The 14,999-nt window shown below is 31.2% G+C and carries 11 protein-coding genes; 8 read left to right on the forward strand and 3 right to left on the reverse strand.

Annotation, left to right across the window (positions count from 1 at the left end):
* Positions 1 to 297: 297 nt before the first annotated feature.
* The 5 genes from J2Z44_RS10915 to J2Z44_RS10935 all read left to right on the forward strand — a co-directional run bounded on the left by J2Z44_RS10915 (position 298) and on the right by J2Z44_RS10935 (position 9,603).
* The gene (locus J2Z44_RS10915) at positions 298 to 2,595 is read left to right on the forward strand and encodes an MASE3 domain-containing protein (RefSeq protein ID WP_021281847.1); all 2,298 of its coding nucleotides are present in this window, start codon (positions 298 to 300) and stop codon (positions 2,593 to 2,595) included.
* A gap of 268 nt (positions 2,596 to 2,863) precedes the next feature.
* On the forward strand, positions 2,864 to 4,663 hold the full coding sequence (locus J2Z44_RS10920) for a S8 family peptidase (protein WP_209649569.1): 1,800 nt from the start codon (positions 2,864 to 2,866) through the stop codon (positions 4,661 to 4,663).
* 363 nt (positions 4,664 to 5,026) lie between these two features.
* Positions 5,027 to 5,728 carry a response regulator transcription factor gene (locus tag J2Z44_RS10925; RefSeq protein ID WP_021281850.1) on the forward strand — a complete coding sequence of 234 codons (702 nt, stop codon included), beginning with the start codon at positions 5,027 to 5,029 and terminating at the stop codon, positions 5,726 to 5,728.
* A 151-nt stretch (positions 5,729 to 5,879) separates the two neighbouring features.
* A complete protein-coding gene (locus J2Z44_RS10930) occupies positions 5,880 to 7,373 on the forward strand; it encodes a sensor histidine kinase (RefSeq protein WP_021281851.1) in 1,494 nt (497 codons plus the stop codon).
* Positions 7,374 to 7,803: 430 nt separating this feature from the next.
* Positions 7,804 to 9,603 (forward strand): heme NO-binding domain-containing protein, encoded by a 1,800-nt coding sequence (locus J2Z44_RS10935; protein ID WP_021281852.1) that lies wholly within the window; start codon positions 7,804 to 7,806, stop codon positions 9,601 to 9,603.
* A gap of 269 nt (positions 9,604 to 9,872) precedes the next feature.
* Here the strand turns inward: J2Z44_RS10935 and J2Z44_RS10940 are convergent, their stop codons facing one another.
* A complete protein-coding gene (locus J2Z44_RS10940; RefSeq protein ID WP_021281853.1) occupies positions 9,873 to 10,787 on the reverse strand; it encodes a radical SAM protein in 915 nt (304 codons plus the stop codon).
* Between the two features lie 383 nt (positions 10,788 to 11,170).
* Between J2Z44_RS10940 and J2Z44_RS10945 the strand changes: the two genes are divergently transcribed.
* On the forward strand, positions 11,171 to 11,623 hold the full coding sequence (locus J2Z44_RS10945) for a hypothetical protein (RefSeq protein ID WP_209649570.1): 453 nt from the start codon (positions 11,171 to 11,173) through the stop codon (positions 11,621 to 11,623).
* Positions 11,624 to 11,795: 172 nt separating this feature from the next.
* On the opposite strand, the gene J2Z44_RS10950 is transcribed toward J2Z44_RS10945, so the two are convergent.
* A complete protein-coding gene (locus tag J2Z44_RS10950; RefSeq protein WP_017415000.1) occupies positions 11,796 to 11,990 on the reverse strand; it encodes an alpha/beta-type small acid-soluble spore protein in 195 nt (64 codons plus the stop codon).
* Between the two features lie 390 nt (positions 11,991 to 12,380).
* Here J2Z44_RS10950 and J2Z44_RS10955 point away from each other — a divergent pair, with 390 nt between their 5' ends.
* Both J2Z44_RS10955 and J2Z44_RS10960 read left to right on the forward strand, forming a co-directional pair.
* Positions 12,381 to 12,821: a hypothetical protein gene (locus J2Z44_RS10955; protein ID WP_021281856.1), complete on the forward strand. Its 441-nt coding sequence runs from the start codon at positions 12,381 to 12,383 to the stop codon at positions 12,819 to 12,821.
* A 159-nt stretch (positions 12,822 to 12,980) separates the two neighbouring features.
* Entirely contained in the window at positions 12,981 to 13,457 is a 477-nt protein-coding gene (locus tag J2Z44_RS10960; protein WP_021281857.1) for a hypothetical protein, read from the forward strand.
* A gap of 159 nt (positions 13,458 to 13,616) precedes the next feature.
* On the opposite strand, the gene J2Z44_RS10965 is transcribed toward J2Z44_RS10960, so the two are convergent.
* Positions 13,617 to 14,687 (reverse strand): YkvI family membrane protein, encoded by a 1,071-nt coding sequence (locus J2Z44_RS10965; protein ID WP_021281858.1) that lies wholly within the window; start codon positions 14,685 to 14,687, stop codon positions 13,617 to 13,619.
* Positions 14,688 to 14,999 lie beyond the last annotated feature (312 nt).

Below are 14,999 nucleotides of genomic sequence, written 5' to 3' on the forward strand. Positions count from 1 at the left end.
TATATATTGCCAGTGTGGTAAAGTGTTTTATTAGCCACTAGGAGCCTTAGGAATTTATAGTAGGTGAATATGGAGATACAGCAAATATTATAAGTACATATAAATAAGTTTTTAATTAGACAATGAAGTAAACAAGCTTACTTGTATTTTCGACGGTATAAAAATAAATTTCAAAGTTTTTGGTGAAAATTCTTAATATTTTGATTCTATTTTTGTAAATTTGTAGTAAAATATCATATATAAGGCTATTATTTTGGGGTATAGTACGGGTATATACTGAGAATTTTGGGGGATGCTATGAAAAGTTTGAATTTAAATGAAGAAAACACTCATGAAAGACATAAAGTAGCAGTATTCAGGCTGATTTTAATAACAATCTTTGCGGTCATATTGTCCTTAATTATTTGGTCAACCCTTTGGAGAGGAAACGAACTGGTTATTCATTCTTCCCTAGAGATTGCATGCATATTTGTGGGAGTCTCCACTTTCTTACTGAGTTGGAACACCTATCACCATGATAATTGGATAAACAGGATGATAGGCTTTGGTTTTTTTATTACTTCTTGCTTTGACTTGATTCATGTTTATTATTACCAGTCTATGTATAGATACAAGGATCTACCAATTGACTTACCATTAAAGTTTTGGATGATAAGTAAGTTGACTCTAGTATTGGTGATTTTTATGTTAGGTTATTGTTCTAAGATACAGGAAAGTATAAAGGTTTGTCATTTTATGAGAGTAAGGAGAATTCAGGGGGAAAACAGTGCCAACAAGGGCAAATGGCTATCTCTTATAACTTCAATAGCATTTGTAGTGGTAATGTGGTATGTATTCTATAATATAGCTTTTATTAATCTTTATACTGACCAAGGAGTAACTAAAACGAAGATTATTTTGGAATTAATAATAACTGTACTTTTAATTGTAACCCTAATTAAGCTTCATAGAACTAGTGAGTTAAATGAGAAGGTAAAATTAGAATATATTTTTATGAGTTTATTAGCTATGATTGTTAATGAGATATTTGCTTTATCAGCTACAAAATCAACTTCCTTCTTTTTACTATTAGGACATGTAATGAAAATTGTCAGTTACCATTTTCTTTATAAGGGGATTTTTGAGACCACTGTAAGGGAACCTCATAGAAAGATGGAAGAGGCAAATAGTAAATTAGTGGATATATTAGATGCAGTTCCAGTAGCCTTAGTAACCTATAATGAGGATAATAAACTGTCGTATGCTAATAAAAGCTTTGAACAGGTTATAGGATGGAGTCGAGAGGAATTAATTGGGTTAAGTCCAGCAGAATTTTTAAAGATTATTCCTAAGGCCGAGGAGCACAAAGAAGAAGCTCTAGTAGAGCAGGTTTTAAAGACCGGAGAAAAAGTAAATGGGGTTATAAGAACCTATAGTACCTCAAAGGGTGATAGGATAAAGCTTTTGGTTAATGCTCATAAAATTAATGATGGGGCACTAATGATTTTTAATGATGTAAAAGCTGAGCAACAAATTGCTGACTTAAACCTACAAACCCAGATAATTTTAAATTCTATTGGAACTCCAGCGGTGATACTAGATAATCTAAATAGAATTACAGCACATAATATAGCTTTTACGAATTTAATTCATAGAGATGATATTGATATAGTTAAAATGAGTATAGATGAACTTATTACAATGCTTGATGGTAGTATAACTTTGTTAGATAAAAAATATGACAAGGACATCTTAATAGAAGAATCATATGAAGGTTTTTTTCAATGCATAAATGGAAAACAGAGGAGTGTTCTTATAAAGGTTTCTACGATTTATAACATAGAAAATGAAAATATAGGGGCAGTTTGTGTAATTCAAGATATAACAGATGAAAAGGAAAATCAGCAGAAACTAATTAACCAAGAAAAACTAGCTCTTCTAGGACAAATGTCTGCTACTATTGTTCATGAAACAAGAAACTTTTTAACCACTATAAAAGGCTGTAGTCAGCTAATTCAAACCTATACTAAAGAAGATAGGATTAAACTGTATGCAGAAAAGATAAATTGCAATACAAATGAGGTAAATAAGATAATTAGTAATTTATTAACTATGTCTAAACCTAGCAAAGCTGTTATGGAGGAAGTATCTATAAATGACTTAATTTATTCATTAAAGAGTACTTTAGAGACCTCAACTATGACAAAAGGGGTAGATGTTCAATTCAACTTAAACTTTGATGAGAGGTATATACTTTGTGATGAAGGACAAATTATGCAGGTGATTTTAAACCTATGTAAGAATGCTATGGATGCTATGAGTGATACCAAGGATGCTCTTTTAACTATAGAAACAGGACTTCGTGAAGAGAATGAAGAGTTATTTATTAAAGTATCTGATAATGGAGTAGGAATTTCTCAGAAGAATCTAGCTAAGATTGGAACACCATTTTTTACTACTAAAAAATCTGGTACAGGATTAGGTTTGAATGCTTGTTACCAAATAATTAAGAATCACAAAGGGAAAATCGAGGTTAAAAGTGAGGAAGCTAAGGGAACAACCTTTATAATAACAATTCCTTGTGTAACCTATGAAGACTTAGCAGAAATAATTTAAATAAATGAATCAAATGCATTAGGCTTATAACAAAGTCTAGTGCATTTTTATTATATAAAAAAATTAGTTTTCATCTACATGTTGGAAGCTTAAGGTTTGGCATGTCCTTTGAAACATGAGCATCAGTGTAAATCATTTAGCTTTAAATAAATAGATAAAGCGGTGGAAAGGAATAAAAAAATATAAGTTTATTTACTTTGTCATATTTTTTAACAAAACCTCTGTTGTAGCATAAAATAACTATATAAAGTATTATGGGGGGATTAGGTTGTACAACTATTCTGCCAGCTATGGAGATAGATATGAACATAAAAAAGCCCAATCAAATTTAAATGGGTTTAGACAAAGCAATGAGAGATTTAAACAATTTTATTTAAATCCTGATTATGAAACTTATATTATAGAATACACTGGGGATATTCTTAAAGCTTTCGAAAGCATAAGCTATGCAGCCATTACAGTTACAGGCCCCGTTTTTGCATTAGTGGCTTTGCCTAAGGGTGAATTAAATACTCTTCTTCAAGATATTCCTCAAATAATTTATGTAGAAGGTAGCTTTCCTTTTAGTTTATCTCCTTATAAGGTAGTTAATACTAATGATTACTATAATTTTATGGATGGGACAAATTCAGCTTTAAATGGTGAAGGAATTGTTGTTGGAATTATAGATACAGGGATTGATTACTTAAATCCTAGATTCATGACAAGAGATGGAAATACAAGAATCATAAGCATTTGGGATCAAACCTTGCAGCAGGGCACATCTCCTAAATCAATTGCCTATGGTACGGAATTCTCAAAAGAAGATATTGATTTAGCCATTAAAGCAAAAAATACGGGGAAGAACCCTTATGATATTGTGGCTCATAGGCCAGAAAATGAGCATGGTACTGCAATGGCTGGGATAATCGGTGGAAGAAGGCTTAGTGATAAGGATTTTTTTACTAGTGCTGCACCTAATTGTGAATTTGCTGTTGTAAAGTTAAAAAAGGCAAAGGAAAGCACCTTAGAGCAAACCGGAGTAGATAAGGAAGGCGTAGATGTTTATGAAAGTGCTGACATTCGAATGGCACTACTCTATCTTTCTGAGCTTCAAGCCAAAACAAATAAACCTATGGTGATTTATACTCCTTTCGGAAGCAATGTGGGAGGACATGATGGCGGTGGGCCTATTGAAAGATATGTTGATTCTTTAACTCAAAGAAGGGGGTTAGAAGCTGTAGAAAATACAGGAGAAGAAGCCTTAGCTAATACCCATACTAGTGGTATGTTTTCTAGTACAGGGGAAGAAAGGATAATTGAAGTCAGCGTAGATCCAAGGCAAAAAAATTTATATGTTTCTATTTGGATGAGAAGACCAGATAGGGTGAGTATGGGGATTAATCCGCCTATAGGCAATGGGACAGGAAGAATACCTTCCATTTTTAAAGAGGGGGAAGAGGTAAGAATTCAAATAGGGGAAAGTATTGCTACTATAAAATACTATGTATCTTTTATTAACGGGGATCAGTATGTGGGTATATTAATTAGAAATGCCTATAGTGGTATTTGGAAAATAACTGTTTATGGAGATTATATTGTTAATGGGAGGTTTGATGCATGGTTGTTCCAGAGAGACTTGTTATATGAGGATACTAGGTTTCTAATTAATGACCCCTTTATAACTCTAAGGCTTCCTTCTACAGCTACTAGTATGTTAACAGCTTCATACTTTGATAGCGAAACAAAAACTCCAGTGCCAATAGCAGGTAGGGGCTTTACTAGAGATGGAAGAATTAAACCTGATGTGTGTGTGGGAGGAACTAATATATTAACAACTGGGTTAAACGGAGCAGACATTGTAATTAGTGGTGCTGGCGCAGCGGGGGCAATTATCTGTGGAGCAGTGGCCTTGATAATGCAATGGGGCCTTGTGCTGGGAAATGATAAAAATTTATTCACCTCTAAGATAAGAACCTATTTGATAACCAGTGTAACTGAAATGGAAGGAATAACTTATCCTAACCCTCAATCAGGCTATGGTATGCTAAGTTTTAAGAAGTTATTTGAGACTTTGGATGTTTTATAACTGCAATAAACAATTCTAATTATAAAAGTTTTTTACAAGTTAATATAAACTCATTTAAAATTAAAGTAGAGACTAAATAAATGGCTTTCTAGAGGTAATTCTCAGGAAAGTCTTTTATTAATTTATTGGCTTAATAATTTTGTTAGTATAGTCAGTTATTAGAGGTTATTTTTAAAAGGAACTGAAAAAATATTTTAATAGAAGGGATTTTTATGGATAGATAGTTTTTCTTATTGACACGGAAATGACAATGAAATAGTTTATAATTAAGGTAGGAATTTAGAAAATTACATAGCTATGATTTAACAAAGGCTATACTAGTAATTTATAGAGATAAAGTTTATTAATATAGAGGTGAATTAATTGAATAAGTCAATTTTAATTGTAGATGATGAGGATAATATTAGAAATCTTTTAGCGGTGTACTTAAGAAAGGAAGGTTTTGAAATTTACGAAGCAGATAATGGAGTTGAGGCTCTAAACCTAATTAAAAACAATAGGATAGATTTTATAGTGTTAGATATAATGATGCCTATAATGGATGGGTTTGAAACTTTAAAAATCTTGAGAAAAGATAGTGATATTCCTGTGATGATGCTTAGCGCTAGGGCAGAAGATGAGGATAAGCTTTTTGCTCTTGGCTTTGGAGCAGATAACTATGAGACTAAACCCTTTAGTCCTAAGGTATTGGTAGCTAAAATTAAGGCACAAATTAAGAGGATTTACGGAATAGAAAGCAAGGAACAATCTAAGGATTTAAATGGAGTAATCTTCGGAAGCTTATATGTGAATGAAAAGGCTCATAAGGTAACAGTAAATAAGGAGGAACTTAACTTATCTCCTACTGAATTTTCCCTTCTAGTTTATTTTGTAAACAATAAAGGTATAGTTCTAACAAGAGAGCAAATTTTAGATGCTATTTGGGGTTATGATTTTGAGGGAGATTTAAGAGTAGTAGACACCACAGTAAAGAGGCTTAGGGAAAAACTTAAGGAAAGTGCCAGCTTAATTACTACAGTGAGAGGTTTTGGATATAAGTTTCAGGAGGAAAGTCAAGGGGACTAATCCATATAATAGAGGATTAATTATAAAAAGTGCCTAAAACTTATTCTTTAGAAGAATACTATGGTGATAATTAAATAGAACCAATTTAGTGAAGGATTAATCTGGTTTATCTATAATAAACAGTAAATTTAGTTGAAATTTGAGGTGAAGTATGGACGGGAGGATAACAGTAAGAGGTAGTGTAGCTAAAAAACTTTTTTTGATAACTGTAATTTTATTTATTTCTTTTTTAGCTTTTACTCTTATAACACAGAGAGTATTTTTTGAGAAAATGTACTATAACAAAAAAGAGGTAGATATTCAAAGTAATGTAGAGAAGTTTAGGCAAATCTTGGTTCTAGCTCAAAGTGAGGAAGAGGTTCTTCTTGCAATGAAGGATTTTGAAGATAGATATAATACTTCTATGGCTATAGTGGATACTGAAAGAAATATTACTGTAGTTTTTAATACAGGACATAAAAAAATAGATGCAGATAAACAAACCCTAGTAAAGGATATTGTCAATGAATTTAAATACAACAGTGATTTGCAGCAGGAGCTCAACACTAGAGGAAAAATTACTTTTGTGGCTACAGACCCTAGAAGCAACACAAACAGTTTAGTATCTGTAGTTGTACAGAATTCCCAAATAGTTCTAGGTTTTACTTCCATGCAATCTATAAAGGAAGCGGTAGGAGTTATCGAAATATTTTATAAGTACTTTTATTTAGCAGCTATTGTTATAATAATACTTTTATCTTCGGTTTACACTAGAATGATAACAAGTCCATTAAAAAGAATAAATAAGGTAGCAATGAAAATGGGACACTTAGATTTTAGTGAAAAATGTGTAGTAAACTCTCAAGATGAAATAGGAAGCCTTGCAAATTCTCTGAATTTTTTATCTTCAGAGCTACAACATTCTTTAAACTCTCTTCAAAGTGCTAATGCAAAGCTAAGACAGGATATTGATAAGGAAAGAAAACTTGAAATCATGCGTAAAGAATTTATTGCTGACGTATCTCACGAATTAAAGACACCGATAACCTTAATTAAGGGTTATGCTGAAGGCATTAAGGATGATGTGTTTTCTAAGGAGGAAGTAGACTATTCCCTTGATGTAATTATAAGTGAATCAGATAAGATGGGAAACTTAGTTAAAGATATGTTAGAGTTATCCACTTTGGAAAGTGAGACAGCAGTTTTAAAGACTGAAGTTTGTAGCATTGGACAAATCATTGAAGGAACCATAAAAAAGCTGACACCTTCTATTAATGAGAAGAAAATTAAGGTGCATATGGACTTAGAAAGAGATTTAAAGTTTAAAGGGGATTGTTTCAAGCTAGAGCAAGTGGTTACTAACTTTTTAACCAATGCTGTAAGACATACCAACCTAGAAGGTGATATTTGGATAAGCACGAAGACTATAGAAGGAAAAGGTGTGGTTTCTTTTGAAAATAGTGGAGCTCACATTGAAGAAGAGGCTCTAAGTAAAATTTGGGATAAGTTTTACAAAGAAGATAAATCAAGAAATAGAAAGCTCGGTGGAACTGGCCTTGGGCTATCTATTGTAAGGAAGATTATTGAACTTCACAAGGGAGAGTATGGGGTTAAAAATACTGAAAGAGGGGTTATGTTCTACTTTATTATAAAAAGAGAAGGTTAAGATATTTAGCTTCAAAATTAACAATTATATAGCCTTAAAGATTTAAACGAGACTTAAAACCCTCTATGCTTAAAACTGTGTAGAGGTTAAGTTTTTTTATGATTATGAATACATTACACAAAAAATATGTCTATTTATTTTAAGTAATAATGTACAATTATGTAGAATTTTGATAATATAATATTGAAGGATAATTATTATTAATTACACATGATGACTATAGGTTAATAAATTAAAAGAATTTAAAAATGGAAGAGTCAAGTTTGAAGGTTTATAAAAATAAGGACTTTTCAGATGAAGTTCATTGTGTTTAGTTAAGAAATCTTTAGAAAGCTAATACTGAATTTGGGACAAGCTAACTAGTGACTTAATTACATATTAGAACACTTTAGGAGCACAACTTTTCAAATTATGAAATGAGGGGATAGAAATGAAAGGAACAGTAGTATCCGTTTGGATGCAAACTTGTAGAAAATTGTATGGTGATTCCAATGTTGACAGCACCATGGAATACGTTGGATGGGGAAGCGGAAGAGTATTTTCACCTGTTGAGGATGTAAATGATAGTGATATTAAAAAGTTTATAGAGAGAATGTCTTCTAACCAAAGCATCACTACAGAACAATTATGGAGAGCCATTGGTAATGATAATATTAATTCCTTTGCTAAGGTTTATCCAGTATTTTTTAAGCATGAGACTACCTATGGATTTTTAAAGTCTCTTTATGATATTCATATTGTAATGACACAAAAGATTCCAGGGGCAAAGCCGCCATTTGTAGATATAAAACCAGTATCTTCAAGAGAAGCAGTGATGAAATATCAATCTAAGAGAGGTATGTTTGATTATTTCCTAGGAATGCTAGAAGGAAGCTTTAAATACTTTAATGAAAAATATGAGTATACTGTAGAGAAAAAGACTGAGGATTCCTTAGAGATTAAAATAGTCTTTGATAAAGAAATATATCAAAAGAAAAGTTATTTCTTTAATAAAATAACTTCACTAGGTTTTGTTAAGTCCATAGCAGGAAAGGCGACAATCTTTACTTTCCTTATGAGCTTAATTGGTTCTTTAGGAGTATTAGGTTTTGATAACATAGTAAAAGCTTTAATATTAACAGGAATATCTTCCATTGCTACTTTTGTAGGGGTGGGATTACTACTTAAGCCAACTAAAGACTTGATAAGACTTTCTAACAAGCTAAACAAAAATGAATTCTTTGAAGATAGAGAGATTATAACTAAGGATATCTTTGAAGATATATTTGGTGGCCTTAAAGCTCACATGAAGAGTATGAGCTCTGACTTTGTGGTATTTAATGGTATTACCGAGGAAATGAGAGATTTTGCTGAAAAACTAAGTAAGATTTCAGATAATATGGATAGAACTTCTAGTGAGATTTCTGATGTTGTAGAGCAGGTGGCAAGCACTTCAGTAGATCAAGCTCAAAATACAGAACACGCTGCATCAATTTTAAATGATAATATTAATGCTTTAAAGGTTATTGTGGATAGTGAAAACAATAATAAAGAAGAATTAGAGGGAACTATTGAAAAAATCAATTCAAGCTTTGATAAGGTTGAATCCGTAAGTAATAATATAGAAAAAACCCTAAACAACTTCCAAGAAGTTAAGGTTAAAGGTGTTCAACTTGGGGACAAGGCTAAGGATATTACTAATATTGTTTCTATAGTTGCTCAAATTTCTGACCAAACAAATCTACTTGCACTTAATGCATCAATAGAGGCTGCAAGAGCTGGTGAGCAAGGCAGAGGCTTTGCAGTAGTTGCTGAAGAGGTAAGAAAGCTTGCAGAGCAAACCAAGAGTGCTGTGGAAGAAATCAATTCAAATTTAGTACAATTTGTTCATGACATAGATGGCTTAGTTGACAACATCGAAGAACAGTACGATACTCTTCAACATGAAACTAAGGGTCTAGAGGAGATAAGAAAAGTAAGTTATGAATCCACTATGTCTGTAAGAACTGTTTCTAAATCTATGATTGAAACTATAAATGATTTAGATAGAGAAGCTCAATCTATTGGCTCTATGTACGAAACAATTGAGTCCCTAGCAGCCATAGCAGAGGAAAACTCAGCTTCCACTGAGGAAGTAAGTGCAAATGTAAGCTCTTACACAGAGGAAATAAGACATTTAATTCAATCAATTAATGAGTTTAAGAAGATTGCTGAGTACTTTAAGGAAGACTTAGAGAAGTATAAAATGTAAAAATAGTTTTACAGAAAAAACTAGATTATAAGAAAAATTTGTTAGTTTTAAACTAGTAAAGCCATACATAATAGAGGAATTAGTTCTCTATTATGTATGGCTTTTAAATCATTTACAGTTTTCTATGTATTATGAGATAACTCTTTTTTATTATATGTAAACTTAACTTTCTTCTTATGAAAACCGTATAAGATGAAAAATCAATAGTCTAAAAAACACCTAGTTATAAACAATTTAAAGCTAGGTAGAACAGTGGGGTAAAAAGATAATTATACTCCACTTAAGTTAAAGTCAGGTACATAAACCTCTGAAGAAGTACCACTTTCTTGAATAAAGGCATTTTTATAGCCTATCTCTAGGCAGTGGTCAATTAAGCTATCATAGTGCTTTGGATTTAAAGGTTTATTAATTTCAGGGAAATCTTTGGCACCATACATAGGGGTATACTGATTCATAAGACTTAAATACACAGAATCACCAAAGGTTTTATAAATGTAATCCACTATCTTTTTTGAGTCAAATAAAAGCCCTGGAAGCATTAGATGCCTTATGATAACTCCCTTTTTCATTATGCCATTTTCATCAAACTCTGGCTCTCCAATTTGTCTTACCATTTCCGTTATTGCTTCTGAAGCTATACTAAAGTAGTTTGGAGCCTTTGAATATTTCACTGAATACTTATCATCAAAATACTTTAAATCAGGGATATAAATTTGAATATACCCTTCTAAAGCTTTAAGGGTTTCTACTTTTTCGTAGCCATTAGAATTGTAAGCAATAGGAATTGTTAAGCCTTTTTCTCTTCCTAGTTTTATTCCTTCAACAATTTGTAGTGCATAATGAGATGGGTTAACTAAATTTATGTTGTGGCAACCCTTTTCCTGAAGCTCAAGAAAAATTTCACTGAGTCTTCGGATAGAAATGTCCTTTCCTACTGCCTCATGGCTTATTTCATGATTTTGGCAAAATACACAATTTAAGTTGCAGTTGGAGAAAAACACTGTACCAGATCCCTTTTCACCAGATATGCAAGGTTCCTCCCACAGGTGAGGATATGCCTTTGCTACTTTTAGGGTTGAAGAACTTTTACAAATTCCAAGTTTACTGGAAGTTCTATCTGCATTGCAATTTCTAGGGCATATATTACAATTATTTAAGCTTTTTAAGATTGTATTGTTACACATATATAAGCGTTCTCCTTTTTTATCTTTATAATCAATGACTAATAAACCACTAGTAATATTGCTATTGTTAATCATAATAAGTTCACTACTTGATGCTTTATAAATAATAGGTTAATTGTTTGGTATTATAATAACACATCTTTAGCATAAGGGAAATTACATGTTCTAGCATAGGATTTAATAGATATTATGAAGTTTAGGTACTGTAGATTTTCTTATGTTAGTTTGCAAATAAAAGTTTGAAAAATAGCAACTTTCATGTGAGTTACATACAACTTTTCGAGAGATTCAGACATAATCTAAAGAAATTACAGTATAATAGTATTAGTTAAATTTTTACATAAAAATATAAATTTGTTAAAAATCTAATGGGAGGAGGATATATGTCAAGTATATGGGAACATTACTATTTACTTAGAATTGGAAACACTATTTTAATCATAATAGCTTTAGTTGCATTTCTCTCTATTATAGTGAAGTTTTTTAAAAGCATTTTTGGTAATTATACTAGCAGTGAAAATGTTTGGAAGAATATCGCTTTATATATTTGTGGGTTTGTTATAGTTTATCTTTCAGCAGTAGCATTAATATCAGCCATAGGCAATGGATATATTATTTTAGAGTTACAAGCAGCAATAGAGGCTTTGGAAAAAGGAGCTTCATATAAGGTAATGTATACAAAGCAAGTTCAAGGAAGCTTTCAATATATTATTAACAAGTTAGTTCAAGTAGGAATAGTTTATTTTCTCTATACAAGAGTAGCTAAATCAATAAGTCTTGAAATTGAGAAGTTAAGAGAAAATGTAGTGCGTTGGGATTTTAAAAATAAATTGTAATAAGGCAGCTAAAAATACCTAATAAGTGAGAGCTGTGAAGGAATCTTGATTTAGACAAGGAATCTATAGACGTAGTATAACTCAAAATGGGGAGGCTACTGATTTATTTATTTTTGAAGATGTTAATATAATACCCCATGAGGAAACTTTCCTCATGGGGTATTGTTTTTAATTATAAATTTTTCTCGTAAGCTTCAACCATTCTCTTAACCATTTGGCCGCCTATGGAACCAGCTTCTCTAGAAGTTAGGTCTCCATTGTAACCGTCTTTTAAGTTTACTCCTACCTCTTTTGCAGCCTCCATTTTAAATCTGTTTAATCCTTCTCTAGCCTCTGGAACTAATACTCTATTACTTCTGTTTGACATATTAAATTCCTCCTTTATTGTATTAATATTCTTAATTACAGGCTTTTTAAATGAAGTTTTTTTACTAGTTTAAAAGTCTTAGAGAACCAAAGTACATTTATTTATAAGAATCTATTAACTTTGGTTCTTTGTAATTAAGTGTTATTATTATATGCGAATACCTATCATTTAAACTATGAATCTGGTGGAAAGGTAACCAGTTTTAGGTAGAGGATTTATTGGTTTATAGGCTCAGAAGTATATAAGAATAAATGTTATAATTCGTTAACAAAGTAACAAAAATGTTTTCAGAATATTAAAACAAATACATTGAAAAAGATGATAAACTAATTTAAATAATAAAATTACATAAGTGGTAATTTTATGAAGGGGTTGAATGGGGGAGATTTTATGTCAGCTATTTTGGGAAACTATTCTTTTATTAAAATGCTTAATTCAGCTATAAGCATAATAGCATTATTAGGGATTATATCTATGACAGTGAAGCTTTTTAAGGGAGCATTTATTAATCATTACAGTAGTGAGAGTTTTTGGAGAAATGCTAGAATACATTTTTATGGGATTGCCGTACTATTCATATGTGGCTTTGTATTAGCTGGAACTTTTGACAATGAAGGTATGATTGTAGATATGAAGCTTGTAGGAAAATCACTATATAATGGATTACCCTATAGAGATGTTATACTAAAGAAGGTTATGTTGAATTTCAAATATTTAATAGTATGGTTAACATCATCAGCAATATTTTACTTTTTATATGTTAAAATAGCTAAAAAAATTAGGCTTGAAGTTGAAGAAATCAGAAGAAATGTTGTGCATAAGAGATTATAACTAAGATCCCTAGGGAAGAGTTCCTTAGGGGTTAAATAACTTTCAATATATTCTGCCAATTGCATTGAAATCATGTAAAAATATGGTATAATAAAAACATAAATAAAATTTCTTACATAACTCATAATCTTATAAGGGTATAAAATAGGGGGGAAGTTTATGTCAGGTATTTGGGGAAATTATCTTTTACTTAAGGTCTGTAACACTTTAATAATAATAATAGCATTATTATTATTCGGCCTTATTGTAGTGAAACTTTTTAAGAATATTTTTATTAATCACTGTAGTAGTGAAAAAGTATGGAGAAATATTGAATTATATCTCTCAGCAATTGTTTCACTATACTTATCAGGTACTTCAGCTATTATAGCATTATATAATGGATATGCCATTGATGAATTAGAAACGATAGGAAGATTAGGGGTAGAAGCAATTGGAATAGTTGGGGAAAATTCAGGTTCTTATAGGGATATTTTATTAGGTAGCATTCAAAGTAACTTCCATAATTTAGGCAAATACATGCTAATAGCTGTAATATTCTACTTCTTATATACTAGGGTAGTTAGAGTAATCAAACTTGAAATTGAGGAACTTAGAAAAAATGTTGTACATTGGAACTTTAAAAATAAATCATAAAATAAAAATTGCTTTAAAAGAATTGAATAACTATTAAAATCTTTAGTTTTCAACCTAAAGATGAGATTATAAATAAAAAATACTTAAAAATTAATCCTCCGAGGAAGGTTTCTTCGGAGGATTTTATATGTGTATCCAGCATTTAATTCTATACAGCTTTTATCTGCTTTTTTTCATTCTTAAGTAGAACATAATACATTGCACAGAAAAAATTAAGCTAATTATTCCAAAGCCAGGATAAAGGTAGGTTATTAAGGTTTTAAAACCTATTTGTGACACAGGTATAGCAATTAATAACACTATTAAGATTCCTTTCTTGTAAGGAATTCTATATTTGTTTTCTAAGGTTTTTCCCACACTATATATATTTGAAACCTCTGTAGAAAACATTTCACACCAAATTACAATAAGCAAAAGCACTTGAATTAGTGGGCCAAACCTGCTTGCTACATGGAGTAATGGGATTTCATACTTAAATATGTTAGGTATGTTTACTAAAAGCATAGTATTAATCAAGCCAGCAAGTAAGGTTAAGGTAAGAGCACCGATTATAAGCCCTGTGATTATAACTCTCTTCTTTTTCATTTCCTTTGTTAATGGTACTATAACGCCACTAGAAAATAGCATATTAAACCCTGCATATAAGAAAGAAGAAATTATCCATTGGTTTGGTACTATAATTGTTTTGTGTACAGGTACACCTTTTAAATATTCTAGGGACATAGTTCCTTTAGAATAAATAAGGTAGAATACAAATACTGTGATTATAATAGTGGTAAGAGAAGGAACTATAAAGGAGTTAATAGCAATAAGTCCCTTAGTATCTTTCAGTAAAGTAATTAAAGCAACCACCACCATGATTGATATTCCAATATATCTTGGAAGTTTAAAATATTGATAAAGAAGAGCACCACTTCCAGCAAGAATAATGGCAGCTCCAGAAATTAAGAAAAAACTAGTTAAATAATCGGTTATTTTTCCTAAAAATCCTGGGCTTACAAGATTTATAAAGTCCGTGTAGGAGTTTAGATTATATTTTACACTGATGGATACCATCATGGAGCTAAATACCATGTAAAAGGCTGCACAAATTAAAAGACCCCAAAAGCTCATGTACCCATAGGTTGAAAAGAACTGAGTTATTTCTTGACCAGATGCAAGGCCTGCACCTACTATGGTTCCAATAAACACTGTAGCTACTTGAAAAATATGTTTTATATCTCGCAACAAAAAATCTCCCCCATAAATTTATATCTGTTACTAATATATAAGGTTATGTGGACAAATATGAGGGAATTAAAGAAAATGGGGACAACAAAAAAAGAAATGGGGACAAAATCATAAAGTTTTTCTGTGTGAATGCTATTACAGTAGTTTATTTTAGGGGACACCATAGCTAGCAGTTAGCTTGCACAGTGTTACTAAAGAACTTCAGGTTGTAGTGGAATATTTTACAAAAGGAGGAGGGGAGAATTACACTTAATAAAGATTACTAAAATAAAAGACTCTTAAGTTTAATACTTAAAAGCCTTTTACTTAGTG

Origin of the sequence: Clostridium punense, from assembly GCF_017874425.1 — a bacterium.
GTDB classification, from domain to species: domain Bacteria; phylum Bacillota; class Clostridia; order Clostridiales; family Clostridiaceae; genus Clostridium_J; species Clostridium_J punense.

What these genes read in the sequence shown, in the direction of transcription:
- J2Z44_RS10915 (WP_021281847.1), top strand. Translation starts at nt 298, where the DNA reads ATGAAAAGTTTGAATTTAAATGAAGAAAACACTCATGAAAGACATAAA.
- J2Z44_RS10930 (WP_021281851.1), top strand. Translation starts at nt 5,880, where the DNA reads ATGGACGGGAGGATAACAGTAAGAGGTAGTGTAGCTAAAAAACTTTTT.
- J2Z44_RS10935 (WP_021281852.1), top strand. Translation starts at nt 7,804, where the DNA reads ATGAAAGGAACAGTAGTATCCGTTTGGATGCAAACTTGTAGAAAATTG.
- J2Z44_RS10940 (WP_021281853.1), bottom strand. Translation starts at nt 10,787, where the DNA reads ATGTGTAACAATACAATCTTAAAAAGCTTAAATAATTGTAATATATGC.
- J2Z44_RS10945 (WP_209649570.1), top strand. Translation starts at nt 11,171, where the DNA reads ATGTCAAGTATATGGGAACATTACTATTTACTTAGAATTGGAAACACT.
- J2Z44_RS10950 (WP_017415000.1), bottom strand. Translation starts at nt 11,990, where the DNA reads ATGTCAAACAGAAGTAATAGAGTATTAGTTCCAGAGGCTAGAGAAGGA.
- J2Z44_RS10955 (WP_021281856.1), top strand. Translation starts at nt 12,381, where the DNA reads ATGTCAGCTATTTTGGGAAACTATTCTTTTATTAAAATGCTTAATTCA.
- J2Z44_RS10960 (WP_021281857.1), top strand. Translation starts at nt 12,981, where the DNA reads ATGTCAGGTATTTGGGGAAATTATCTTTTACTTAAGGTCTGTAACACT.